This window comes from Shewanella sp. 1180_01 (assembly GCF_052850535.1).
Window position 1 is genome coordinate 1 of record NZ_VXCT01000041.1, and the last position, 24,864, is coordinate 24,864.

Genomic DNA, 24,864 nt, shown 5'->3' on the forward strand with positions numbered 1-24,864 from the left:
CTCATTCAAAAAAAGGCACTCCGAGGAATGCCTTTAAAATGAACTGTTTTGTTAATTTTGTGTGAGTGTTAACGTGTCCATATCCAATTTTCAATTTCTATTGGGTCGACACCATTCGCTTTAATGTAGTTGCGGTGGTCAACTAGTCTTTGCAGCATGTCAGTGGTTATAGAAACGTGCATAGTTTCATCAATAACGCCCTGTTGGAACAGTTTGTAAGCCATATCAATCACTAGGTGATAACGTGATGTGCCGTTACGAACGCCCATATCGAATGGAGTGGTTGTTGAACCTTCTTCTTCATAGCCTTTAATTCTGAAGCGACGGCTGCCTTTGTAATCAAATATTAACTTTTTAATCGTATTTGGGTAACCATGGTAGTTGAATACCACGCCTTTATCTTGGGTAAATATTTCGTCCATTAACCAAGGTTTTTCTTTAAATTTGCGGCTTCCTAAGCCATCACTGCTTAATTCGGTGACGCTAACGAAGCGAATTTTGACTCTTGGAAGGAGTTCTCTGATCAATACTAATGAGGCCATGCACTCTTGAGTGACGTAATCACCACAACCTGCCAGCACAATATCTGGATTCTCATCAGAGGCGAAATCCCACACCATCACGCCATCTTTTGCTTGTTTACGCGCTTCTTCCAAGCTCAACCATTGTGGTAATTCTTTCTTACCAGCAACAAGAATATTGAGTTTGTCGCGGTCGGCGTAAGCCCGTTCGGTATAAACCAAGGTGCTGTTAGCATCTGCTGGTAAATAAGCAGAGATAATTTTTGGATGCTTCTCTAGCATAGCCCCAAGGAAAGACGGGTTTTGATGCGAGTAGCCATTATGGTCTTGGCGTTCAAGCAGCGAAGATAATACGACGTTACATGAAGGCAGCGGCTTACGGAAATGCACACCTTGGCTTGCATAAACGTATTTACAGTATTGGTCAGCCATCGATGAGATCACTTGTGAGAATGATTCATACGTTGGGAACATGCCGTGGCGGCCTGTTACTGTGTAGCCGTGCAACATACCAAAGAGCAAGTTTTCAGAGAGGAGCTCAATCACTCGTCCTTCGCGGGACATGTCTTCATCCCAGCTCTCAATTGGCCATTGCCATGCACGATCGGTTTCTTCAAATACGGCTTGTAGTTGATTTGAATAGGTTTCGTCAGGGCTGAAAATACGTAGATTGCGTTGATCGCGGTTTAGCTTGAATGCATCACGCATCCATTCACCCATTTTCAACATTGAATAACCACGGTGACCACGTGGTACTTCTGGGCCGTAGCTGAGTTTTTCGAGATCAGGGTTCGTTAACGCTCTAACCACTTCACCACCATAGGTGAGATGTTGACGACCACAGGCAAGTTGCTTAGGTGGAATTAATGAGCAAATGTCGGCATCAAAAATCAGCTCGCCTTTATCATTCATTTGGTAAAGTTCTTGGAAGTGGTAACTGGCAAGCCAATTGTCAAGTGCATCCAGATGACCTTTATCTGTGGCACATTTATTGACGATCACTTGGTGTGATTCGCAGTTACCTTCTAATTTCTTACCTTTATACTCACTGACACCCGTCCAACCTTTGGCGGTGCGCATTAAAATCACTGGCCATTTAGGCTTAACCACATCTTCGCCGCTACGGGCACGACGTTGGATATCATTGATCATGGCATAAGCGGTATCCATGGCATTCGTCATTTGCACATAGATATCTTCTTCTAATTCGTTATCAACGATAATAGGGAAGTAGCCAAGACCACGGAATTCAAGATCCAATTCTTCATGGCTCATGCGTCCCATACGGGTAGGGCCTGAAATTTTATAGCCATTGATATGCACAATCGGTAATACTGCACCACTTGTCGCAGGAGAGACTAGACGGTTTGCGTACCAAGATGCTGCTAATGGTCCGGTTTCTGCTTCACCGTCACCAATTAAGACAGTGGCGATCAGATCTGGATTATCGAGTACTGCACCCCAGCCAACAGAAAGTGAGTAGCCTAGTTCGCCACCTTCAAGAATTTGTCCTGGAGCTTCTGGGTTTGCATGTGAAGGATAGCCATAAGCGGCGGAAAACTTCTTACAAATATCTTCGATACCCGTTTCATTGTAGGGGATCGTTTCTGGATAGAAATGACTTAATGAACCTTCCATGAATAAGTTAGCTTGTACTGCAGGGAAACCGTGACCTGGACCAACTAAATAGATGAACGAGCGGTTATGTTTCACTATCAATCGGTTAATGTTGGCATAAACAAAGTTAATGCCGGGGCAGGTACCCCAGTGGCCAAGTAAACGTGGTTTGATATCAGTATGGGCAAGTGGACGTTTATGTAAGACGTTTTGTTTGAGATAAATCTGCGAGGTCGCAAGAAAGTTAGTCGCTCTGACATATTTTTTCAGAGCATTGATTTCATGTATTTGTGTCATATAAAGCCTCACTAAAACAAACAAGAGATGATTGAAGTTTCTATGCGGATACTATATTTGTAGTTTTATTACAAAAATGTGCCCTACATCCAAATTTTAAAAGTTGTTTTTGCTGTTAAAAGCAATGGGGCAACTTATCTATTTTGTTAATGTAGCTTTAACAGTGGCTTAGCTTATGTTGTGAGACGTGATGTTGATGGCGTTTAACTGTGCAAACGCGAGCTTGATCACATGAGCAATTTCGAATACTGTGCTATTTTGCTGCGTTGAATTCGGTAGCCGTGATGTTGTAAATTCACGGAAGGATAATTTGAAAAAATAAATCTACCGAAATTCTTACCTTTAACTTGGAAGGATTCATTCACCACAGATGTTGTACTTCTAATTGCCATTCAATTAGAGGAGCATTTGCTACGGGAAGAAGTAAAATAATATGTTAGAAACCATAGTTAATTTTTTGAATGCGCTACTTTGGGGTAAGTTGTTAGTATATGGACTGGTAGGAGCTGGTCTTTATTTCACCATAAGACTTGCCTTTATCCAGTTAACCCACTTTAAACATTCCATCAAAGTCATGACCATGAGTCGCCAAGGTTGCGATAGCGGACTTTCATCATTTCAAGTCTTTTGTACCAGTATGGCGGCCCGTGTCGGTGCCGGTAATATGGCCGGTGTTGCAGTCGCTATTGGTGCTGCAGGTCCTGGTGCGGTATTTTGGATGTGGCTTATCGCTATCTTAGGTATGGCTACCGCTATGGTTGAATCAACCTTAGCGCAGGTTTACAAAGTGCGAGATCATAACGGTCAGTTCCGCGGCGGTCCTTCCTATTATATGGAAAAAGGCTTGGGTCAGCGATGGATGGGCATTTTGTTTGCTGTCTTTCTGATCATTGCCTTTGGTCTGGTATTCAACGCGGTACAAGCGAATACTATTACCGGAGCGATGGAGCGAGTATTTGGGTTTAATCCTACTTATGTCGGGATTGGACTCGTGATTGCCAGTGGATTTGTGATTGTCGGTGGTCTGCGTAAAGTCGCACGAGTCTCTGAATTTATCGTCCCTATCATGGCATTAGCCTATATTCTCGTTGCCTTCATTATCGTTATTTTCAACCTAGATCAACTGCCTGCAATTATTAGCTTAATTGTGAAGAGTGCTTTTGGTTGGCAAGAGGCAGCTGCCGGTGGTGTCGCTTATACTGTCGCGCAAGCTATGCAAGCGGGTATTGCACGCGGACTCTTTTCGAACGAAGCGGGTATGGGGAGCGCGGCGAATGTTGCGGCAAGTGCATCGCCTAATCCGAACCATCCGGCATCCCAAGGTTTTGTCCAGATGATGGGGGTATTTGCGGATACTATCGTTATCTGTACTGCAACGGCTGCAATTATCCTGCTATCAGGGGATGTGGGTTCGAGTGACGATGGTATTCGTTTAACCATCAATGCCATGTCATCCCATGTCGGAGACTGGGGCGGTGCGTTTATTGCAGTGGCGATTTTTTTGTTCTGCTTTACATCCATCATAGCCAATTACTCTTACGCTGAAACAAACGTAATGTTTTTAATGGGTAATAGCACCAAAGCACTGCCTTTATTCCGTTTGTGTGTATTGGGCATGGTAATGTTTGGTGCCGTGGCTAAGATAAGTCTAGTGTGGAACTTAGCCGACGTTTCTATGGGATTGATGGCGACAGTGAACATTATTGCGCTCTTACTGTTGTCAGGTTTGGCCATTCGCGTCATCAATGATTATCGCGAACAGGTTAAAGAGGGTAAGACACCAGAGTTTGACCGCAGTAAGTTCCCTGAATTAATGGATCAACTCGATGATGACATTTGGCAAGATGCCAGTCTCAAGCCAGTTAAAAAGCCTTAGTTAACCCAAATTATCGACGACAAGTATTACTGATTGTCGTAATCGAAAAGACCACGCCGTTAAAGCGTGGTTTTTTTATGTTCGTTCAGTATCATAGCCATGTCTTTTTGTTTCTGTTGGGAGTTTTTGATGTTGATATTGGTTTCGCCGGCGAAGACCTTAGATTTTGAACAGCCGCCACTGACGCAGGTGTATTCACAGCCTGATTTCTTAACTCATAGTCAGGAGTTGATCCAAGTTTGTCGGCAATTAACTCCTTCAGATATCGCGACTTTGATGAAGGTGAGCGATAAAATTGCGGGCTTAAATGCGGCGCGTTTCGGCCAGTGGCAGCCAGACTTTAGTTTAGATGATGCTAAACAGGCCATTTTTGCCTTCAGAGGGGATGTGTACACAGGTTTTGATGCTGATTCCTTATCTGAGGATGAAATCACCCAGACTCAGTCGCAACTGCGTATTCTATCGGGTCTTTATGGTTTGCTCAGGCCGCTTGATTTAATCATGCCTTACCGTTTAGAAATGGGAACGGCGCTTTCGAATCCCAAAGGTAAGAATTTATATGAATTTTGGGGTGATACCTTAACGCAAGCGGTAAATGAAGCGCTTGCAGAAAGTGGTAGCGATATTATTATCAATCTTGCTTCTAATGAGTATTTCAAAGCGATAAATCCTAAAAAACTGCAAGGGCAATTAATTTCACCCGTATTTAAAGATTGTAAAAATGGTCAATATAAAGTGATCAGTTTTTTTGCTAAGCGTGCTAGGGGCATGATGGCGAGATATATCATCACCAATAAAGTGAATACGTTAGCTGAGTTAAGAGCATTTAATCTCGCGGGTTATTACTATAGTGAAGAGCAAAGTTCACCGACAAATCCAACATTTTTACGTGCAGAGCAATAGCGAAATATCGATAAGATGTTAATTGATAGAGAACAGCTTATGCTGTTCTCTCTATTATTTTGTCGATTATCTATTTTTCAGACTGAATGACTAAAGGTGTTAATGTCGCGGTTGAATTTGCCATGATATAAGCAAATTGTGCGTAGGCGGCGACGTTTTGAGCCAATGCGGCGGGGTCAATTTTATCTAAGGTATCATTCGGTGTGTGATGGTAATCGAAGTAATCGTGACCATCTTGCCTTAATGATGCAACTGGTACGCCTAGGGCTGGCAGCATAGACACGTCAGGCCCGCCAGAAGCTTGGTTGCTGCCGAGTGCGACACCATTGAATGACATAGGGCTGAGTGCTTGCTGTACCTCTGCAAATGCGCTCTCATTAACCTTAGTATCGATTTGATAAATTCGGCCCGCCCCAAAATCGGATTCCGCAGCTATGTAGTGCAATGGTAATTCCGCCTTGTGAGCTTCAGCATAGGCTTTACCGCCCACAAGCCCTATTTCTTCAGCGGCATATAGCACCACTCTGACAGTACGAGCGGGTTTTACTGGAAGATCTTGAATGTGCTTGGCTGCAGCCGTCACTATCGCGACACCCGCCCCATCATCAATTGCACCTGTACCTTCATCCCAAGAATCTAAATGAGCGCCAATGAGCACGATTTCATTGGACTTACTGCTGCCAGTTACTTCGGCAATGACATTGTAAGATGTATTAAAGCCGGCGTTTTTTGGTGACATCTGCAACTCAAGTAGAGCATCAGGATTGCGTTTTAGTAATGCATCGACCAAATCGGCATCAGGGTTTGACATGGCTGCCGCAGGGATCTTAGGCACGTCATCTTGGTAGCGCATAACACCTGTATGGGCCATGCGGTCATGATCTGTGCCAATAGAGCGGATCACGATAGCAACTGCGCCTTTTTGCGCTGCTGCGACGGCACCTTTTGAGCGGCCGCCAACGCTTTTGCCATAGCCTTCACCAGTAATGTGGCGCTCGGTTTTTTGGTCAATAAACGCAATCTTACCTTGCACGTCTTCAGGCTTGGCTTGTTGTAGTGCCTCTAGGCTATCAAAACGTTCGATTTTAGCTTGTATACCGCCTGCTGGTGTCGCAATGCTGCCACCAAGCGCAGTAATGACCAGCGGCTGCTCGACAGGGAAGGTTATTTTAGCTTTGGCTTCACCGCGTTCCCAAATGGGTACTTGTACTGGTTCTTTATAAACGCGGTCAAATCCAAGGCTGGTCAGTTTATTTATCGCCCAGTTAACGGCGATGATATCTTTTGGGCTTCCAGCTAGTCTTGGACCTACTTCAACCGTGAGAGATTCGACTATGTCATAACCTAATTGTGAAGCTAATGCTGTCTGTTGTAATTTAATGACTTCACTTGTCGGAGCTGTTTCTACTTGAGTTTGGCACGCACTTAAACTCCCGATTAAAAGACTCGAGAGAAGTGTTGTTTGATAGGGCTTCATTAGATTTCCTTTATTTTTATTAAGCATGTCCCATTTTTAAAAACAATCTAGCAAAAAGTGTGCTTTATGTCCCGACTATATCCGTAAGGCGACGCTATATTAGCGCAGGGGTTAGTTTTAGGAGAGAAAGTGCGTAATGAATATTGAATTAATGCAGGAGCGAGCCGATCATGCGGTAGTGCTATTAAAGGCACTTGCGAACGAACGCCGTTTATTTATTCTTTGTTATTTATTGAATGAAGGAGAAATGTGCGTTGGCGAAATGAATAAAAAATTAGGCTTAAGTCAATCGGCACTATCACAACATCTTGCTTGGTTACGCAAAGATAATTTAGTAACCACACGCAAAGAAGCGCAAACGGTATTTTATTCACTCAAGAGTGATGAAGTTCGGGAGATGATCCACTTATTGAATAACATTTATTGTCATTAATAGTGTTTTTCAGATATAAAAAAACCGGCAATTGCCGGTTTTTTTCATTTGCTATTTTGTAGATTAAGCAGCGATTGCTTTGATCTTAGCGTTCAAACGTGCCTTTTGACGAGCGGCTTTATTCTTGTGAATAAGACCTTTAGTCGCCATACGGTCAACGATTGGTTGTGCAACAGCAAAAGCTTCTGCTGCTGTTTTGTGATCGCCTGCTTTAATTGCAGCGATTACTTTTTTAACGTATGTACGTAACATTGAGCGACGGCTGGCGTTATGCTGACGACGCTTTTCAGATTGAAGCGCGCGCTTCTTTGCAGACTTGCTATTAGCCAAGGTGCAACTCCTAAAAACTGGATTTGATACTTTTAAAGGCCGAGGAATATGCCTGCATTTAGTCACTTTGTCAATGACTATGATTGAATATTCATCATAAAGATAAATTAATCCAACCTGCCTTGGCTATCTTCGACCCAACTCGTGTAATATGTGGCGCAATTCTAGCAGCTATTACCGCAGTGTGACAGAGCCTGAATCGATTTTTTGAGATGTATCACCTAATCAATTCGATATGGGTCTGGGGGACGTTTGAGTAGAAAATTATTAAAATCTGGTCTGATTGTTAGTGCTATGACATTGATATCCCGTGTGTTAGGTCTTGTTCGGGACGTCGTCGTTGCTAACTTGATGGGGGCCGGGACAAGTGCCGATGTGTTTTTCTTCGCCAATAAAATTCCTAACTTTTTACGTCGTTTGTTTGCAGAAGGGGCTTTTGCACAAGCCTTTGTGCCTGTTTTAACTGAGTATCAAGAGAAACACACCGCGGAAGAAACCCGTGACCTGTTGAGTAAAGTCGCAGGCACATTAGGTTTGTTAGTGACGATTGTGACGCTTGTGGGCGTGGTAGCTTCGCCCGTGTTATCAGCCTTATTTGGCGGTGGTTGGTTTATTGCTTGGCTCAATAATGAGCCCGATGGCGCTAAATTTGAACTCGCTACCGTTGTGCTTAAGATTACTTTCCCTTACCTGTGGTTTATTACCTTTACCGCACTGGCTGGATCGATTTTAAACACCCGAGGCCGATTTGCGGTTTCGGCGTTTACCCCTGTATTCCTCAATGTGGCGATTATTACCGCGGCCATATTTTATGCGCCAACATCGACTCAACCCGAAATCACCCTTGCTTGGGGCGTTTTTTGTGGCGGATTAATCCAGTTCTTATTTCAAATTCCTTTTTTGTTGCGTGAAAAAGCGCTCGTTAAACCCTCGTGGGGTTGGCATCACCCTGGAGTAGTGAAAATCAGAACCTTGATGATCCCGGCGCTATTTGGCGTATCGGTTTCACAGATTAACCTGTTATTTGATACCTTTATCGCCAGTTTTTTGATGACGGGCTCGATAAGCTGGCTCTACTATGCCGACCGTTTATTGGAGTTTCCCCTAGGATTGTTTGGGATCGCGATTGGTACTGTGATTTTACCTGCGTTGTCACGAAACCATGTCAATGCTGAAGGTGCGGGGTTTGGCTTGACGATGGATTGGGGGGTTAAAGCGATTCTGCTGCTAGGTCTTCCTGCCATGATGGGTTTGATCGTGCTCGCCAAACCTATGCTGATGGTGTTATTTATGCGCGGCGCTTTTTCGATGCATGATGTTGAAATGGCTTCTTATAGTTTGATGGCTTACGGTAGCGGTTTACTCAGTTTTATGCTGATTAAAGTACTCGCTCCAGGTTATTACTCCCGCCAAGATACCAAAACTCCTGTGCGTTATGGCATTATCGCCATGATCACCAACATGGGCTTTAACTTATTGTTTGCTATTCCTTTTGGGTATGTTGGATTAGCGATTGCGACTTCAATGTCAGCATTGCTCAACGCCACTTTACTTTATCGAGGATTGCATTTAGCCGGCGTTTATCGCGTTTCTAGGCCGACTATGGTGTTTTTTGCTAAAGCCGTGGTCTCTACCGCCTTGATGGTGGTAGTCTTGTATTACTTTTTACCTTCGCAACAAATTTGGTTAGATTGGCATTTGTTCGAGCGTGCAAAAGCCTTGATAGGCTTGATTTTAGCGGGGGCAGTCAGTTACTTGTTGGGACTGCTTTTGCTCGGAATTCGTCCTTGGTCAATTAAACGGGGAGTTTGATTGCTGATTCTCATCGCTAGCTGTTATATAATCAGCCGATTTGCGCTTGGCAGTTGTCTAAAGTTATGGAATTAATCCGCGGTATACATAACATTTTGTCATCCCACCACGGGTGTGTATTGACTATAGGTAATTTTGACGGCGTCCATCGTGGTCATGCACAAGTGATTGCGAACTTAGTGCAGAAGGCTAAGCAGTTATCGCTGCCATCTACGTTGATGACGTTTGAACCTCAGCCGCAGGAATTATTTAGCGGCGACAATGCGCCGGCTCGTTTAAGTTTATTACGTGATAAAGTCATGTTGCTCGATGAACTTGGGGTTGAACGGTTAGTGTGTGTTAACTTTAATCGCACTTTTGCCAATCAACCTGCTGAGCATTTTATTGAAGAATTGTTGGTCCGCAAACTCGGTGTTAAATACCTAGTGGTCGGCGATGATTTTTGTTTTGGTCAGGGCCGTAAAGGCAATTTTGAGATGCTTGTGCAGGCAGGTATTCAATATGGCTTTACTGTGGTCAGCACCCAAAGTTTTATGCTGGGTTCGCAAAGAGTGAGCTCAACCGCCGTGCGTGAACAATTGGCTAAGGGTAATCTTGAGCAAGCAAGACGCTTGCTCGGTCATCCTTTTACCTTGAGTGGTCGTGTCGCGCATGGGCAAAAAATTGGCCGCACCATTGGTTTTCCCACAGCCAATATCGCCTTAAAGCGCAATGTTGTACCTGTACGCGGTGTGTTTGCGGTCAAATGTTATTGGGATAACAGCGATATTTATGAGGGCGTAGCCAATATTGGGTTCCGTCCGACAGTGAACGGTCAAGTGTGTCAGCTTGAGGTGCATCTTTTTGATTTTGAAGGTGACATTTACGGCAAACATGTTGAGGTCGAGTTGGTGGCTAAACTCCGTGATGAGCAACCTTTTGACTCATTGGATGCGCTTAAGCAACAGATTTTAAATGATGCAAATGAAGCCAGAGCTTTATTTGGTAATGATGCAGGCTGAAATTTATCAGTTTAATTAACGGTATAGGATCAATGAGCGACTATAAATTTACTTTGAATTTGCCGGAAACAGAGTTTCCGATGCGTGGTAATTTGGCAAATCGCGAGCCAGAGATGTTAGAGCGCTGGACAAAAGACGGTTTGTATCAGCAGATCCGTGATAGCCGAATTGGCCGTACTCCCTTCATTTTGCATGACGGCCCACCGTATGCAAATGGCAGTATTCATATTGGTCACTCAGTTAATAAAATCCTCAAGGACATTATTATTAAGTCAAAAACCATGTCTGGTTTTGACGCACCGTATGTGCCAGGTTGGGATTGCCACGGTTTGCCTATCGAGCTGAAAGTTGAGCAAAAAGTGGGTAAACCAGGTCAAAAAATCTCTGCGGCAGAATTCCGCGAAGAATGCCGTAAATACGCCGCCGAGCAAGTTAACGGTCAACGTGAAGACTTTATTCGTTTAGGCGTATTGGGCGACTGGCAAAATCCGTACCTGACGATGGATTTTTCAACCGAAGCTAATATCGTGCGTTCTTTATCGAAAGTGATTGAGAGTGGTCACTTACATAAAGGCGTTAAGCCAGTGCATTGGTGTACTGATTGCGGTTCTGCCTTAGCTGAAGCTGAAGTGGAATACGAAGACAAAACATCACCTGCTATTGATGTAGCATTTGTGGCCGCCGATAGTAAAGCCGTTGCGGCTAAGTTTGGGGTAAGCGATTACTCACATCCTGTTTCTATGGTGATTTGGACTACCACGCCATGGACTCTGCCTGCGAACCGTGCCTTGTCTTTAAGCCCTGAGTTAGATTACAGCTTAGTTGAATTCGAAAAAGACGGTGTTACGCAAGCGCTTATTTTAGCAGAAGTATTAGTCGAGTCTTGCCTGACTCGCTATAACGTAGAAAGCCATACAGTGCTTGGCTCTGCCAAAGGCGCAGCGTTTGAGCTTGTCCGCTTTAATCACCCGTTCTTAGATTTTGATGTTCCGGCAATTTTAGGCGATCACGTCACGACTGATGCAGGTACCGGTATCGTTCATACTGCCCCTGGTCACGGTCAAGACGACTTTGTGGTTGGTCAAAAGTACGGTTTAGAAGTGGCAAACCCTGTTGGCGATAACGGTGTATACAAGCCAGATACTGAGTATTTTGCTGGCCAACATGTCTTTAAAGCCAACGATAACGTTGTTGCTTTACTGAGAGAAAAGAGCGCCTTGCTGAATCACGTGGCTTACCGTCATAGCTATCCACATTGCTGGCGCCACAAAACACCGATTATCTTCCGTGCGACGCCGCAGTGGTTTATCTCTATGGATAACCATGGCCTGCGTACGCAAGCATTGAAAGAAATCGAACAGACTCAGTGGATCCCTGATTGGGGCCAAAGTCGTATTGAAAAAATGGTTGAAAACCGCCCTGACTGGTGTATCTCACGCCAACGTACTTGGGGTGTGCCTATCACGCTGTTTGTGAATCGTGAAACTGAAGAGTTGCACCCTGATAGCGTGTCGCTAATGGAACGTGTAGCCAGCCGTATTGAACAACAAGGCATTCAAGCTTGGTGGGATCTCGATGCCGCTGAATTATTGGGTGACGAAGCTGAGCAATACCGCAAAGTAACCGATACCTTAGACGTTTGGTTTGACTCAGGTTCAACCTTCTCGTCAGTGGTAGCGGCTCGTCCTGAATTCCACGGACACGGCGTTGATTTATATCTTGAAGGTAGCGACCAACATCGCGGCTGGTTTATGTCATCTTTGATGATTTCAACCGCTATGAATGGCAAAGCACCCTATAAGCAAGTACTGACTCACGGTTTTACCGTCGATGGTAAAGGCCGCAAGATGTCAAAATCTATCGGTAACGTGATTGCGCCACAAACGGTAACCAACAAATTAGGCGCCGATATTCTGCGTTTATGGGTTGCGGCAACAGATTACAGTGGTGAGATGACGGTTTCTGACGAAATCTTAAATCGCAGCGCCGATGCCTATCGTCGTATTCGTAACACAGCCCGTTTCCTATTAGCCAACTTAAACGGTTTCGAGCCTGCTAAGGATTTAGTCGCTGTTGAAGATATGGTCGCGTTAGATCGTTGGGTTGTGCGCCGCGCTGCTGCATTGCAACAGGAAATTATTGAAGCCTATGAGCAATATAACTTCCATATTGTGACTCAAAAACTAATGCAGTTCTGCTCGGTTGAGTTAGGCAGTTTCTATCTGGATATCATCAAAGATCGCCAATACACGGCTAAGCAAGAAGGTCATGCGCGTCGCAGCTGTCAATCGGCGCTGTATTTGATCTCTGAGGCCATGGTGCGTTGGATTGCGCCAATTCTAAGCTTCACAGCGGACGAAGTGTGGCAACTATTGCCTGGCGAGCGTGATGCCTATGTCTTTACTCAAGAATGGTACCAAGGCTTAAAATCAGTCACCTTAACGACGGATTTGAGCGACGACTATTGGCAGCAACTGCTAACTGTGCGTAACGAAGTCAATAAAGTGATTGAACAAGCTCGCCGTGATAAACGTATTGGTGGTTCATTAGAAGCGGAAGTGACCTTGTTTGCTGATGCAGCGTTGACTGAACAATTAACCCATATCGGCGATGAGCTAAGATTTGTGTTATTGACCTCTGAAGCCAAAGTCTTGCCTTTAGCGGATGCGACATCAGAAGCGGTTGAAACTGAGCTGGCGTCACTGAAATTACTGGTTGCTTCAAGTACTGCTGAGAAGTGTGAGCGTTGTTGGCACCACAGAGAAGAGGTTGGCACCATTGATGCCCATCCAACACTCTGTACTCGCTGCGTAACAAACATTGAAGGTGACGGCGAAGTTCGTCTGTTTGCGTAAAGGATCTGTATGCCATTAACTTGGAAAGACAGTGGCTTACGTTGGTATTGGGTAGCTGTATTGGTGTTTTTCGCCGATCAGCTATCTAAACAATGGGTCTTAGCCAATTTTGATTTGCATGAATCGCTGAATTTATTGCCTTTCTTTAATTTCACTTATGTACGTAACTACGGGGCCGCCTTTAGTTTTTTAAGTGACGCCGGTGGTTGGCAGCGTTGGTTATTTACGATTGTTGCGGTTGGATTCAGTACTTTATTAACAGTGTGGTTGCGTAAGCAATCTGCTTCTTTGTTGAAACTGAATCTGGCTTACACCTTAGTGATTGGTGGTGCTCTCGGCAATTTGGTCGACAGATTAATGCACGGTTTTGTGGTTGATTTTATCGATTTCTTTTGGGCTAAGAGCCATTATCCAGCTTTCAATATCGCCGATTCGGCGATTTGTATTGGTGCTGCGTTGATTATTTGGGATGCATTTTTAAGCGGTAAATCTGAAACAGATAGCACCGAAGGGGTTAAGAAGTGACTGTGACGCGATCTTTACTATGCCATATGAATATTGTGCTTTCTGATGGTTCAACCGCAGACAGCACTAAAGCTTCGGGTAAACCAGCTCGATTAAATGTGGGTGATGGTACGTTAAGTCCTGCATTTGAGGCACAATTGGCAACACTTGCTGAAGGCGATAAGCACAGTTTTACCCTTGAAGCGATTGATGCCTTTGGTGAATCGAATCCTGATGCTATTCACTATCTAGACAGAAGCCGTTTTCCGGCAGACATGAGTTTAGAAGCTGGCGTGATTGTCAGTTTTGCAGGCCCTGGTGGCAGTGAAATCCCGGGTATTGTCCGTGATGTCGCGGGTGATTCCATCACAGTCGATCTGAATCATCCTCTGGCAGGGCACAAGATCACTTTTGAACTGGACGTAGTAAAGGTACTTTAAGATGAAACTCGATCCTACCAGCCCAAGTTTGAATATTATGCTCGCAAACCCACGCGGTTTTTGTGCGGGTGTTGATCGTGCTATCAGTATTGTCGAACGGGCGTTGGAATTGTTTTCACCGCCTATCTATGTTCGCCATGAAGTCGTACATAATCGCTATGTCGTGCAGAATCTGAAGGATCGCGGTGCGGTTTTTGTCGAAGAGTTAGATCAAGTGCCGGATAACAACATTGTTATCTTCAGTGCTCATGGTGTATCCCAAGCGGTGAGACAAGAAGCAAAGACGCGAGGCTTGAGAGTTTTTGATGCGACTTGTCCCTTAGTCACTAAAGTGCACCTTCAAGTGACGCGTGCAAGCCGTAAAGGTATTGAATGTATCTTGATTGGGCATGAAGGGCACCCTGAAGTCGAAGGGACTATGGGTCAATACGATAATCCTAACGGCGGCGTTTATCTGATTGAATCGCCTGCTGATGTGGATGCGCTAGAAGTGCGCGACCCTAACAATCTCTGCTTCGTGACCCAAACAACCTTATCTGTCGATGATACGTTAGACATTATTGCCGCGTTACAAAAAAGGTTTCCTTCAATTGAAGGACCCCGTAAAGACGATATTTGTTATGCAACACAGAATCGTCAAGATGCGGTGCGTAATCTGTCTGCAGATGTGGATTTGTTGATTGTTGTTGGTTCAAAAAACAGCTCTAACTCTAATCGGTTACGCGAGCTCGCATTGAAGACCGGAACTCAGTCTTATCTGGTGGATACTGCTGACGATGTTGAATCAAGCTGGTTCGATAATGTTTCGCGTGTTGCTGTTACCGCAGGCGCTTCTGCACCTGAGGTCTTAGTTCAACAAGTTGTCCAAGCGATTGCAAAACTCGCCCCTAGCGTGGTAACTGAGGTCGAAGGCCGTAAGGAAGACACTGTCTTTGCGGTGCCTGCCGAACTGCGCTAAAGCTATGTGATGTTAAGTTATTTATAAAAGAGAGGCGATAAGCCTCTTTTTTATTGCTTCAAATTCATTCAAGGCATAATGATGTCAATGCTTATATGCTATTGTTACTGGCTACTTACATTTTACTCATCTATTATTAACTGTTGGTAATTTTTTGTCGTAAGACTAAGATTTTTAAAGGTTAAATGGCTGAAAAGCTTGTCAAAAATATGGCTAAATTCGAACGATTGACACAAAAAGACTTTCAACGAGGCTTCTCATTAATTGAGGTGCTTGTTGCATTGGTGATCTTAGTCATTGGCTTAATTGGTATTTTTAATCTGCATATCGTTGCAAAGCGTGGCAGCTTCGAGTCATTTCAGCAAACCCAAGCCTCTTATTATATCGATGATATTATTAATCGAATGAGATTAAATCGAGGGCAGCTAGCGAATTATGTTGGCACCTATAAAGGTAATTTAACTGCTCCGGAGAAGATTTGTGATGTTGGGGTCGGGCATGATGTAAATGACGTATGCTCAGATGTTCAGACTTCAGCTTCTGATTTGTATCAGTGGGAGCAGTTGTTTCTTGGTGCTTCAGAACAAGTTGGTGGTCATAATGTTGGCGGGTTAGATCTACCAACCGCTTGTATCAAGGCATCTTTAGCTGGAGAGGTTACAGTTGTCATGAGTTGGCGAGGTATTCGAGCACTGAGTGACGGTGCAGCCAAAGCCAATTCATTCGTACAATCTTGTGGTACGAGTAGCGATCGTCGACGAGTTTTGACTATTACGACAATAATCCTTTAGGTGGGGTTGATTAAGTGAAGTTAATGCGTAAAGGCTTATCAAATCATGCTGGTTTCTCATTGGTCGAGTTAATGGTAGCCATGATCATTGGGTTATTTTTAACTCTGGGTGTATTTACCATGTTTAGTATGTCCTCCTCTAATGTCACCACTACGAGTCAATTTAATCAGTTGCAAGAAAATGGGCGTATCGCCTTAGCACTTATGGAAAGGGATATTAGCCAGTTAGGTTTCATGGGGGATATTACTGGCACAGAGTTGGTTAGAGGTGTAAATACTACATTGTTGGCTGCCATTATCCCTACTGGAGATGATTGTATTGGTGGTGGGATTAATAATGCATCGTTTCCTAATACAACCTCAAGCCATTTTCGTAAGCTATGGGGTTATGAAGCGGGTGTTGGAACAGAAAGCTTAGCGTGTTTAACTAATGTAGTTAAGAATACCGATGTAATACAAATCAAGCGTTTATCAGGCCCGCCTACGACTAATCCCAATGATGTTAATCGATACTATATTGGTGCAACGGCAAATCAAGCAATCATTTTTAGTGGTTCGCAATCCACACCTACATTGGACAATGGAAGATTTTGGGAATATGTCCATCATGTTTATTACATTCAAAATGATGGTTCGATACCGGTACTTCGTAGACGTTTATTATTAAATGGTGGAATGAATACCTCTGGTAGTTATGAGCAGTTGGTGGAGGGTATTGAAAATATGCGGATATTGTATGGTTTTGATAATGATGGTAATGATACAGCTGATATATTTATGCCAGCACAAAATGTCACTTCACTAATGTGGGATAACGAACAGTTTCAACGTTTAGTAGCTATTCGAATATTTCTTTTAGTACGTTCGACAGATGAAGATTCAAGTTATACCAATGACACGAAATATGTATTAGGTGACAAAAAAATTGCTGCAACTCAAGATCATTTTCGACGAAAAGTAGTCTCGACAACAATAGTTCTCGAGAATCCTGTATTAATTAGACAGTAACTGGGTTAGTTAATGAAAAAGCAGAAAGGGATAGTGTTATTTTTTTCTTTGATCGTACTTATACTCATGACTGTTATCGGGGTAGCTTTGGCTGTGAATTCGACTCAGTCAATGCGAATGTCAGGCGCTGGGTCTGATCGCATTGGAGCGATGGCCTCAGCGATAGGTGCTCAAGATAAAGTAATCGTTTCTCAGCAAGGTAAAATCATGGCAAATATGTCAGCTGTTACTACAGTTGAAGATGCGGCTTTTGGTGTAATTAATACTTTTACCCCGATGGTTTCTGGTGATGTTACTTGTCAACGTAGTTCAAAAGCGAGCTCTTCAAGTTTAATTATGTGTCGTCGTGTTGAAGTGAGTAGTGAAGCAAAGTTTGGCCGAGATGACATGGGGCGGTTGACCGTCGTTGCTGGTATCGAGCAAGAAGTATTAACCGGGAGTTAATTATGTGGGCTAAAAAAATTACCGTCTCTATATTGTTTTGTTTGGTCATTCTTTCTGGGTTGAGCTTTGCGGACGATACCGAATTATATGTTTTCGAATCTACAGCACGTTCAGGTTCTCGTCCGCAAGTGTTAATTATTTTTGATACGTCAGGAAGTATGGGAACTAATGAGTATACAGATACTTTTTATCAAAGGGGCGATGTAATCACTGATAGCACAAAACTCTATTTTAGTCGCAGTAGCTCGGATGTTCCTGAGAGTAGTAGTCAACGTTTTTTCATAAACTCACTAAATGGTTGTGCTACGTCATTAGAATATTTAAAAGATTATGGCATGTTTACAGGCTTTCTACGTGAGTATAGTTTTTCTGGCCAAACGGGGAGTTGGGAGGATTTGCCTGTTGAAGGCACAAATATCCATCTTATCGACTGCTTTGAAGACATAGATTCTAAGAATATTAAAAATGCAAAAGGACAACCAACCGGATTTCCTATCGACGGCGAAGGTACTCAAGCATCTCCGGTGCCTTATGCCGTTCTAAATGCTAGCTCGACCCAAGAGCAAATTAATGTAGCAATAGATAAATCTAAGTTAACGGGTCTAGGTACAGGTCAGCCTGTTACCATTTACACCGAAAAATATATTAATTGGTATCATTCTACTAAAGCAAAAAAATATTACACTCGAATGGCAATCGCGCAACGGGTTGTGGGAGATACCATAGTTACAACTCCTGGAGTTGATTTTGGTATTGCCGTCTTTAACCGAAATAATGATGGTTCAGGTAGTGATTCAAATAATGGAGGTCGCATTATAAATGGAATAAAGCGAACTGATGAAACAACAAAGTCAACTTTACTTGATATCGTTCCGGATTTAGTCGCTGGGGGGAATACTCCATTGTGTGAAACACTCTATGAAGCTTATCGTTATTATTCTGGTGGTAATGTTTTGTATGGTTATGAAAATAGAGACCCAAAATTAAGTCCTAGTCGTGATACTTCTATTGAGAAAGATGGGAAATATAAATCACCACTATCATTGCAGAAGTGCCAGAACAAAGCTTATGTAGTATATATGACGGATGGCGAACCTACATCTGATACTGCAGCAGATGGTTATGTAAAAAACTTGCCTGGTATTAGCAGTTCTAATCGATATGAAAATAGTTATTTGGCAGCCCTTGCTGGGTGGATGAATAAAAATGATGTTAATAGTGAGATAGAAGACGTTCAAACAATCAGTACTTATACTATTGGTTTTAGCTCTGGCGCTAATGATGCTGAGCCTTTATTGAAAGAAACTGCCGCTCGAGGCGGTGGACAATACTTCGCTGCAAAAAATGCTATGCAACTACAAGCGGCACTTCAAAAGGTGTTTTCAAATATTCTTGAGGTGAATGCAAGCTTTACTTCACCATCGATCGCCAGTAATAACTTTGATCGTACTCAAACCTTCGATGCAGTTTATTACGCAATGTTTTTACCAAATAAGGGGCCTCGTTGGCAGGGGAATCTTAAAAAATTTACCGTCACAGGAAATGGTGACATAGTTGATAAAAATGGCGATAAGGCTATTGGTCTAGATGGAAACATTAAGTCTTCTGCTTGTTCAATTTGGACCGATGATGCAATTTGTGCGTCAACTAGTGCGGGGGGGGATGGTAATGATGTTGGCTTAGGTGGCGCTGCACAGGTGTTAAGAAGTACTAGTAGGCGTAAACTTTATGGCAATTTTGGTTCTGGTTTAACGGATTTTACGAAAACTAATGCTGAAAATAAAGCTGGTGGTGAAACCGCTCTGGCTAATTATATTGGCGTTGATAAGGGGCAACTGACTAAGCTATTTGATTGGGCTAAAGGGGCAGATGTAGATGATGATGATGGTGATAACAGTGTAACAGACAAACGTAAGGATATTTTAGGTGATCCGTTACATTCTAAACCACTCGCTATTAATTTTGGTACTAAGACATCTCCTGATATCCGTATTTTAATGGGGACCAATCATGGTTTCTTACATATGTTTAAAGATGAGGGAACTGCTGTTAATGAAAGTTGGGCTTTTATGCCTTATGAGCTCTTACCAAATTTAAGAGAATTAAGAGCCAACGTTCCAACCGGTGTGCATTCTGTATACGGGTTAGACAGTCCACCCGTTGCTTATGTTAAGACCGGTTCTACATCGATTGAAAAGGCATGGGTATTTGTCGGTATGAGACGGGGCGGTAAGTCATACTATGCTCTGGATATTACGGCTCCTGACTCGCCTAAGTTTATGTGGAAGATAGATGCTGCGTCCTTAGGTATATCTGAAATGGGGCAAAGCTGGTCGGAACCGGTAATCACAACGATTCCAGGCTGGCCATCAGGAAATACTAGCCCTTCAAGTGCTAAGCCTGTATTGATATTTGGTGCTGGTTATACCCCAACAACAAAAGATGGTAGTGGAGTGGGTGAGACTGATACTGAAGGGCGTGGAGTGTTTATCGTTGATGCTGAAACTGGAACTTTAGTTCATTTCTTCGGACCAAGCTCTGGAGGGAATAGTACACTTATGCCAGGCATTACAGACAGTATTCCTAATTCAGTTGCTGTGTTAGATTCTAATGGAGACAGGCTAACGGATAGGATTTATGCTACGGATACTGGTGCTAATATTTGGCGAATTGACTTACCGAGTGCAAATCCAAAAGACTCTGTAAGGCCTTGGACAGCCTTTAAATTCGCCGACTTAGGTGGAACTACCGTCGCAACAGATAGACGTTTTTTTGCTGAGCCTGTAGTAGCCCAAACATCATTTAGTAATTTAACTGAGGTTTCAGTTACCGAAAATGGCCAAACAAAAGTAACTAAAACTTATCAGAGTATTCCATATGATGCTGTTGTTATTGGTAGTGGACATAGACCTATACCAACAGATAAGTGGCGCTCAGATATGTTTTTTACATTGCAAGATCGCAATGTAGTAACCAAATCATTTAATGGGACAAAGGGTAACGAAATTCCAAATGCTTTGGTCTTAAATGATTTATATAATGTATCTTCACCACTTCCTGAAACTGAAGTTGACAACATTGCTTTTGGTAAGAAACGTGGTTGGTATTATAAATTTGGAAGTATTGGTGAGAAGAGTTTAGCTGGTGCGACAATTATTCAAGGAAGGGTATTTTTTACTTCATATGTGCCTGGTGATAACTCAGCAGAGAATCAATGTTTAGTCTCTGGATTAGGGCGACTTTATGGCTTTGACCTGCATAAAGGGACTCGCGCCTACAAATCAATCAATAATAAAGATTATCTTGAAATGGGGGAGCGAGTTCCGGATACTCCACAACTTGTTATTCCACCTAATGGAGCAAGTGAAAGCTATATGTATCTTATTGGAATTGGTGCAGCTGGTGACAAAATGGAAAAGATCGATGGCGATGACGGTTGTAAAGATGGAGATGAAAAATGTGTTGGTGGCGGCTTAGGAGTTAATAGAATTTATTATCACATTGATGAGTAACTTAAGTATGAAGCAAAGTGAAGGTTTTACGTTAATTGAGCTAATGATTGTAGTGGTTATCATAGGTATCTTAGCATCTATTGCCTATCCATCTTATACTGCGTATCTTGTTAAAGGAGCTCGCGGAGATGGAATCGCTGCAGTTATGCGTATTGTTAATCTTCAAGAGCAGTTTTATCTCGATAATCGTGAATATACTGCTGATATGGTTAAGTTGGGTTTAAAAGTGGACCCTTTTGTGGTTGAAAATCAACTTTATAAAGTGGATTCATCCGTAAGCTCTGGAGCGTTTACCGTAACTGCAACCGCTCAAGGTATTCAAGCATCTCGAGACGCGCCATGCGTGACAATATCCATGAATTCAATTGGTGAAAAAACACCTAAGGAATGTTGGAAATGAAGAATTTAACGAGTGTTGTCGTTGTTGGATTGAGTTTTGTTACTGCTCATGCAATTGCTGGTTCTTTAGATGAAACCTATAAATGTTATATTGATACCTCTAGAGGAGAGCAGATTGCTTATTTTAGTTGGCTAAAGGAGGAAGCGGACCTTAGAGCTGCAAGCCTTATATCTACAGAGGTAGGTATTCTCGATAATCAATCAGTCTATGTTAGAAATGTAATTGAGTGCATCCCTGACAATCGAGATTTTAAATCACTAATCGCAAGAGGACTTGATAGAAAGCACTTAAAATAAATCGTTAATTGCAGTTGGCTGTCGTTGCTAAGGATTGTACTCGACCAGATGAACTTATTTGTATACCTTTTGACTGAGTACTTGTTTTACTACCTGGGCAGTAAATTATTTTTCCTGTACCTAATGAACCAACGATTAGGCCTTCAGCATTAAAACTAATTGAGGATTTATCATATTCAACATAATCTTTATCATTAAAACCATCAACTACTTTGATGACTTTATCGGTTCTACCATTTGTTGAATCAAGAGTGCCAAGAGTACCATTATCAATGAAGACCTTAAATCCTTTGCTCCAATCATTGCCACAGCTAGAACCTGATAGAGGGCATATACTAACTGTATTGCCATAGCTTACTGCTTGATTGCGAGCAAATGATATTGCCTCTTGTATACTTTCAATTTCAGTATTTGCTCGGATACCTTCGTAGAGTGATATCATTGATGGTACACCAATAGTCAGTAATATTGCTGCAACTGCGATAGTGACCATCAATTCCACTAATGTAAAGCCCAGCTTTTTTTTACACATATCATCATCCTCGCTTATTCTTTGCAAAGTATAAGCGAGAACGTTGCTAGTTTCAGCATAAATAGATAAGTCATTTTACAATCAATCTTTTGACTTTTATGACTATAACTTTTAGAAAGATATGTTGTTTGCGATATTTTTAAAAGGTTAGTCTAATTTAATCATTTTCCTGTTATTCGATTATGAGCAATTTATATTACTGTTTTTTGATAGACGTACACGTCCAGCTTGATTAACAATAACAGCTCTAGAATAAGGGCTTGTGGCTGATGAGGGACAATATTTGAGTGTTCCATTTGTACCAGATGCCAGCCCGTCAGGTTGAAACCGGATTGCCGTACGATTGTATTTAACTATGTCTTTTGAATCAAAAGCATTTGTTATATAAAGTTTTTTATCGCTGTCATCTAGTTGGCTATTACTGTTAGTATCAATAAAAACAGTTAGCCCAGCTTGCCAGTTTTGCTCACATTTCTGGTCGATAACAGCACAAACGGTTACCTTTCTATTAAGAGTAATTGCTTGGTTACGTGCAAATTGTAGCGTTTGTTGGATAATTCGTATGCTGCTATCAGCTCTATATTGGGTATAAACATCAGTTAAGGATGGCACTCCTCCAGTAATCAAGATGGTTAAGACGGCAAGTGAAATGAGAAGTTCTATCAGGCTAAAGCCCTTTTGATGAGTGTTCATAACAAATCCCTGTTATTTTGCGCTTGCATCCCGCGAGCGAGTTTTGGCTAGAATGTAAGTATAAAGTCTAGCGCTATAGTTATAGTGCTTTTTTTAGACTTTTATGTGCTAAAAGCGATTTTGTAGAAACTGTGTTTTATGAGTAAAGTACTACATTCACTTCAATGTTGACCTAACCCCGTGTAAGCTAGTGTTATTCTGTTTGTTTATGTTATTGCAAGGGATGAGGAATTTTTAATGAAAAAAGTTGAAGCCATTATTAAGCCATTTAAATTAGACGACGTAAGAGAATCCCTTGCTGAGATTGGCATTACAGGTATGACGGTTTCTGAGGTCAAGGGTTTTGGTCGTCAGAAAGGGCATACAGAGCTCTATCGTGGCGCTGAATACATGGTGGATTTTCTGCCAAAAGTGAAAATAGAGTTAGTGATCCAGGATGATCTGCTCGACCAAGCTATTGATGTGATAGTTGATACCGCGCGCACAGGAAAGATAGGCGACGGTAAAATTTTTGTTACTGATGTCGAGCGAGTGATTCGTATCCGTACCGGTGAGGAAAATGAAGAAGCGGTATAGTGATTCAAATGAATTTTATTTAACTAAAAGGGCCTATTTGGCCCTTTTAGTTTTTAACGCTAAATTAATTTTTAGAATCTGACTTTGTTGGATGAATAAACTGCTTAATTTGTTTTTGTTGGAGTTTAAAATTGCAGTTTTCTAAATCTGTATTGCGATACGCTAGATGCTGTAGCCGCTAAAGTAGTTTTCTCTTAATGAAATCGTGGTATAAGGTACAAAGCGTGGTCCTGTATATTTATCAGTGAGTGAGGATGTTATGACCGGTAAAAGAATTGTTATTGTCGGTGGCGGTGCGGGAGGGTTAGCCTTAGCATCAAAACTTGGGCGAAAACTGGGTCATAAGCAAGGGTTCGACATTTGTTTAGTCGACAGAAGTCCTATTCACATCTGGAAACCCAAATTACATGAAGTTGCTGTTGGGGTCATTGATCAATCTCTCGATGGTTTACTTTACCGCGATCACGGCCTAAAAAATGGTTATCGCTATGTCCGCGGTGAGATTGAAGGCTGCGATCCATCGGGCAAAACGATCCAATTGGCACCTGTTTACAGTGACGATGGTGAATTATTACTTGCAGATCGTGCTCTGTCTTATGATTATCTTGTGCTGGCATTAGGCAGTGTATCGAATACCTTTAATACCAAGGGCGCCGAAGAAAACTGCATATTTCTTGATAGTTTAGAAAATGCTGAACGATTTCATCATAAGTTACTTGATGCCTTGCTGCAGTTAAATGAATCTCAAGGTAAATTGAGCATTGGTATTGTGGGCGCGGGTGCGACGGGTGTTGAACTTGCCGCCGAGCTGCATCATGTTATCGAGTCAGTAAAAGAATACGGTTATCTAAACATTTCTAAGCATCATCTCGATGTGCATCTTATTGAAGCCTCTCCAAAAATTTTACCCCAGTTACCTGAGAAGGTGAGTGCACGTGCGCAGTCCGTATTGGATAAAATAGGGATTAAACTGCATTTAGGTGTACAGGTAAAAGAAGTCACGGCGCAAGGTTTTGTCACGCCCGATGACGATGTTATCGAAGCCAGTTTAAAGGTGTGGGCTGCCGGCGTTAAAGGGCCTGCGGTATGCGCAAAATTTACCTCGTTGCCGATCACGCCACGTAATCAAATTGATGTCGATGCGTGCATGAGAGTTAAAGGACAAGAGGATATTTATGCGATTGGTGATTGCGCGGCGCTCATTTTAGAGAATGGTAAAGCTGTACCGCCACGGGCTCAATCAGCCGATCAAATGGCTGATAGATTGTATAAGAACATTGTTAATCGTTTGCAAGACAAAGCTGAGTTGCCGTTTGTGTATAAAGATTACGGCTCGTTAGTATCGTTAAGCCGTTTTTCTGCGGTGGGCAATTTGATGGGTAATTTGCGCTCTGGTGACTTTTTTATCGAAGGGCATGTAGCACGCTTGATGTACGTGTCCTTGTATCAACGACATTTAGGCAGTTTATATGGTTGGTTTTCGGCATTAATCTATCGACTCGCACAAAAGCTACTGCGCTGGCACAGGCCTAAATTAAAACTGCATTAAGCTACTGGCTTTGTAGAACAAAAAACGCACTCAATCGAGT

Annotated in this window: 22 protein-coding genes; 17 read left to right on the top strand and 5 right to left on the bottom strand. The window is 42.6% G+C overall.

Annotated features, from left to right (window positions below; genetic code table 11):
- Window positions 1-68: 68 nt before the first annotated feature.
- Window positions 69-2,435 carry a phosphoketolase family protein gene (locus FW758_RS17695; RefSeq protein ID WP_006084971.1) on the bottom strand — a complete coding sequence of 789 codons (2,367 nt, stop codon included), beginning with the start codon at window positions 2,433-2,435 and terminating at the stop codon, window positions 69-71.
- Window positions 2,436-2,868: 433 nt separating this feature from the next.
- On the opposite strand from FW758_RS17695, the gene FW758_RS17700 reads away from it, so the two are divergent.
- Both FW758_RS17700 and yaaA read left to right on the top strand, forming a co-directional pair.
- Window positions 2,869-4,311, top strand: coding sequence for an alanine/glycine:cation symporter family protein (locus FW758_RS17700; RefSeq protein WP_446446081.1), 1,443 nt, complete (start codon window positions 2,869-2,871; stop codon window positions 4,309-4,311).
- 129 nt (window positions 4,312-4,440) lie between these two features.
- The gene (yaaA, locus tag FW758_RS17705; RefSeq protein ID WP_446446082.1) at window positions 4,441-5,214 is read left to right on the top strand and encodes a peroxide stress protein YaaA; all 774 of its coding nucleotides are present in this window, start codon (window positions 4,441-4,443) and stop codon (window positions 5,212-5,214) included.
- Between the two features lie 70 nt (window positions 5,215-5,284).
- On the opposite strand, the gene FW758_RS17710 is transcribed toward yaaA, so the two are convergent.
- On the bottom strand, window positions 5,285-6,691 hold the full coding sequence (locus tag FW758_RS17710; protein ID WP_006084974.1) for a M28 family metallopeptidase: 1,407 nt from the start codon (window positions 6,689-6,691) through the stop codon (window positions 5,285-5,287).
- 136 nt (window positions 6,692-6,827) lie between these two features.
- On the opposite strand from FW758_RS17710, the gene FW758_RS17715 reads away from it, so the two are divergent.
- Window positions 6,828-7,124, top strand: a complete 297-nt coding sequence (locus FW758_RS17715) for an ArsR/SmtB family transcription factor (protein WP_006084975.1) — start codon at window positions 6,828-6,830, stop codon at window positions 7,122-7,124.
- A 63-nt stretch (window positions 7,125-7,187) separates the two neighbouring features.
- Here the strand turns inward: FW758_RS17715 and rpsT are convergent, their stop codons facing one another.
- Window positions 7,188-7,454, bottom strand: coding sequence for a 30S ribosomal protein S20 (gene rpsT / locus FW758_RS17720; protein ID WP_006080633.1), 267 nt, complete (start codon window positions 7,452-7,454; stop codon window positions 7,188-7,190).
- 252 nt (window positions 7,455-7,706) lie between these two features.
- Between rpsT and murJ the strand changes: the two genes are divergently transcribed.
- The 12 genes from murJ to FW758_RS17780 all read left to right on the top strand — a co-directional run bounded on the left by murJ (window position 7,707) and on the right by FW758_RS17780 (window position 21,474).
- Window positions 7,707-9,266 carry a murein biosynthesis integral membrane protein MurJ gene (gene murJ, locus FW758_RS17725; protein WP_012196768.1) on the top strand — a complete coding sequence of 520 codons (1,560 nt, stop codon included), beginning with the start codon at window positions 7,707-7,709 and terminating at the stop codon, window positions 9,264-9,266.
- A gap of 65 nt (window positions 9,267-9,331) precedes the next feature.
- On the top strand, window positions 9,332-10,267 hold the full coding sequence (gene ribF, locus FW758_RS17730; RefSeq protein ID WP_006084977.1) for a bifunctional riboflavin kinase/FAD synthetase: 936 nt from the start codon (window positions 9,332-9,334) through the stop codon (window positions 10,265-10,267).
- A gap of 32 nt (window positions 10,268-10,299) precedes the next feature.
- Window positions 10,300-13,122 (top strand): isoleucine--tRNA ligase, encoded by a 2,823-nt coding sequence (gene ileS, locus FW758_RS17735; RefSeq protein ID WP_446446083.1) that lies wholly within the window; start codon window positions 10,300-10,302, stop codon window positions 13,120-13,122.
- A gap of 9 nt (window positions 13,123-13,131) precedes the next feature.
- Window positions 13,132-13,647, top strand: coding sequence for a signal peptidase II (gene lspA, locus FW758_RS17740; RefSeq protein WP_446446084.1), 516 nt, complete (start codon window positions 13,132-13,134; stop codon window positions 13,645-13,647).
- Window positions 13,644-14,066 (top strand): FKBP-type peptidyl-prolyl cis-trans isomerase, encoded by a 423-nt coding sequence (gene fkpB / locus FW758_RS17745; RefSeq protein ID WP_006080638.1) that lies wholly within the window; start codon window positions 13,644-13,646, stop codon window positions 14,064-14,066. The genes lspA and fkpB overlap by 4 nt, the downstream gene beginning before the upstream one ends.
- 28 nt (window positions 14,067-14,094) lie before the next feature.
- A complete protein-coding gene (ispH, locus tag FW758_RS17750) occupies window positions 14,095-15,024 on the top strand; it encodes a 4-hydroxy-3-methylbut-2-enyl diphosphate reductase (RefSeq protein ID WP_172481247.1) in 930 nt (309 codons plus the stop codon).
- A gap of 185 nt (window positions 15,025-15,209) precedes the next feature.
- Window positions 15,210-15,815, top strand: coding sequence for a type IV pilus modification protein PilV (gene pilV, locus FW758_RS17755; protein WP_199908792.1), 606 nt, complete (start codon window positions 15,210-15,212; stop codon window positions 15,813-15,815).
- 23 nt (window positions 15,816-15,838) lie between these two features.
- The gene (locus FW758_RS17760) at window positions 15,839-16,822 is read left to right on the top strand and encodes a PilW family protein (RefSeq protein ID WP_432362642.1); all 984 of its coding nucleotides are present in this window, start codon (window positions 15,839-15,841) and stop codon (window positions 16,820-16,822) included.
- 12 nt (window positions 16,823-16,834) lie between these two features.
- On the top strand, window positions 16,835-17,266 hold the full coding sequence (locus FW758_RS17765; RefSeq protein ID WP_311891141.1) for a pilus assembly PilX family protein: 432 nt from the start codon (window positions 16,835-16,837) through the stop codon (window positions 17,264-17,266).
- Between the two features lie 2 nt (window positions 17,267-17,268).
- Window positions 17,269-20,778, top strand: a complete 3,510-nt coding sequence (locus FW758_RS17770) for a pilus assembly protein (RefSeq protein ID WP_446446085.1) — start codon at window positions 17,269-17,271, stop codon at window positions 20,776-20,778.
- Window positions 20,779-20,785: 7 nt separating this feature from the next.
- Window positions 20,786-21,178: a type IV pilin protein gene (locus FW758_RS17775; protein WP_432361935.1), complete on the top strand. Its 393-nt coding sequence runs from the start codon at window positions 20,786-20,788 to the stop codon at window positions 21,176-21,178.
- Window positions 21,175-21,474, top strand: a complete 300-nt coding sequence (locus tag FW758_RS17780) for a TapY2 family type IVa secretion system protein (protein WP_107946755.1) — start codon at window positions 21,175-21,177, stop codon at window positions 21,472-21,474. Before FW758_RS17775 ends, FW758_RS17780 begins: the two co-directional genes overlap by 4 nt.
- A 4-nt stretch (window positions 21,475-21,478) precedes the next feature.
- Here FW758_RS17780 and FW758_RS17785 read toward each other — a convergent pair whose 3' ends face one another.
- Both FW758_RS17785 and FW758_RS17790 read right to left on the bottom strand, forming a co-directional pair.
- On the bottom strand, window positions 21,479-22,006 hold the full coding sequence (locus FW758_RS17785) for a GspH/FimT family pseudopilin (protein WP_446446086.1): 528 nt from the start codon (window positions 22,004-22,006) through the stop codon (window positions 21,479-21,481).
- Window positions 22,007-22,186: 180 nt separating this feature from the next.
- The gene (locus tag FW758_RS17790) at window positions 22,187-22,699 is read right to left on the bottom strand and encodes a GspH/FimT family pseudopilin (protein WP_446446087.1); all 513 of its coding nucleotides are present in this window, start codon (window positions 22,697-22,699) and stop codon (window positions 22,187-22,189) included.
- 237 nt (window positions 22,700-22,936) lie between these two features.
- Here FW758_RS17790 and glnB point away from each other — a divergent pair, with 237 nt between their 5' ends.
- Window positions 22,937-23,275 (top strand): nitrogen regulatory protein P-II, encoded by a 339-nt coding sequence (gene glnB, locus FW758_RS17795; RefSeq protein ID WP_006080649.1) that lies wholly within the window; start codon window positions 22,937-22,939, stop codon window positions 23,273-23,275.
- A gap of 259 nt (window positions 23,276-23,534) precedes the next feature.
- Window positions 23,535-24,824 (top strand): NAD(P)/FAD-dependent oxidoreductase, encoded by a 1,290-nt coding sequence (locus FW758_RS17800; protein WP_446446088.1) that lies wholly within the window; start codon window positions 23,535-23,537, stop codon window positions 24,822-24,824.
- Window positions 24,825-24,864: the final 40 nt, after the last annotated feature.

What these genes read in the sequence shown, in the direction of transcription:
- FW758_RS17695 (WP_006084971.1), bottom strand. Translation starts at nt 2,435, where the DNA reads ATGACACAAATACATGAAATCAATGCTCTGAAAAAATATGTCAGAGCG.
- FW758_RS17700 (WP_446446081.1), top strand. Translation starts at nt 2,869, where the DNA reads ATGTTAGAAACCATAGTTAATTTTTTGAATGCGCTACTTTGGGGTAAG.
- yaaA (WP_446446082.1), top strand. Translation starts at nt 4,441, where the DNA reads ATGTTGATATTGGTTTCGCCGGCGAAGACCTTAGATTTTGAACAGCCG.
- FW758_RS17710 (WP_006084974.1), bottom strand. Translation starts at nt 6,691, where the DNA reads ATGAAGCCCTATCAAACAACACTTCTCTCGAGTCTTTTAATCGGGAGT.
- FW758_RS17715 (WP_006084975.1), top strand. Translation starts at nt 6,828, where the DNA reads ATGAATATTGAATTAATGCAGGAGCGAGCCGATCATGCGGTAGTGCTA.
- ribF (WP_006084977.1), top strand. Translation starts at nt 9,332, where the DNA reads ATGGAATTAATCCGCGGTATACATAACATTTTGTCATCCCACCACGGG.
- ileS (WP_446446083.1), top strand. Translation starts at nt 10,300, where the DNA reads ATGAGCGACTATAAATTTACTTTGAATTTGCCGGAAACAGAGTTTCCG.
- lspA (WP_446446084.1), top strand. Translation starts at nt 13,132, where the DNA reads ATGCCATTAACTTGGAAAGACAGTGGCTTACGTTGGTATTGGGTAGCT.
- pilV (WP_199908792.1), top strand. Translation starts at nt 15,210, where the DNA reads ATGGCTGAAAAGCTTGTCAAAAATATGGCTAAATTCGAACGATTGACA.
- FW758_RS17760 (WP_432362642.1), top strand. Translation starts at nt 15,839, where the DNA reads ATGCGTAAAGGCTTATCAAATCATGCTGGTTTCTCATTGGTCGAGTTA.
- FW758_RS17765 (WP_311891141.1), top strand. Translation starts at nt 16,835, where the DNA reads ATGAAAAAGCAGAAAGGGATAGTGTTATTTTTTTCTTTGATCGTACTT.
- FW758_RS17770 (WP_446446085.1), top strand. Translation starts at nt 17,269, where the DNA reads ATGTGGGCTAAAAAAATTACCGTCTCTATATTGTTTTGTTTGGTCATT.
- FW758_RS17775 (WP_432361935.1), top strand. Translation starts at nt 20,786, where the DNA reads ATGAAGCAAAGTGAAGGTTTTACGTTAATTGAGCTAATGATTGTAGTG.
- FW758_RS17780 (WP_107946755.1), top strand. Translation starts at nt 21,175, where the DNA reads ATGAAGAATTTAACGAGTGTTGTCGTTGTTGGATTGAGTTTTGTTACT.
- FW758_RS17785 (WP_446446086.1), bottom strand. Translation starts at nt 22,006, where the DNA reads ATGTGTAAAAAAAAGCTGGGCTTTACATTAGTGGAATTGATGGTCACT.
- FW758_RS17790 (WP_446446087.1), bottom strand. Translation starts at nt 22,699, where the DNA reads ATGAACACTCATCAAAAGGGCTTTAGCCTGATAGAACTTCTCATTTCA.
- glnB (WP_006080649.1), top strand. Translation starts at nt 22,937, where the DNA reads ATGAAAAAAGTTGAAGCCATTATTAAGCCATTTAAATTAGACGACGTA.
- FW758_RS17800 (WP_446446088.1), top strand. Translation starts at nt 23,535, where the DNA reads ATGACCGGTAAAAGAATTGTTATTGTCGGTGGCGGTGCGGGAGGGTTA.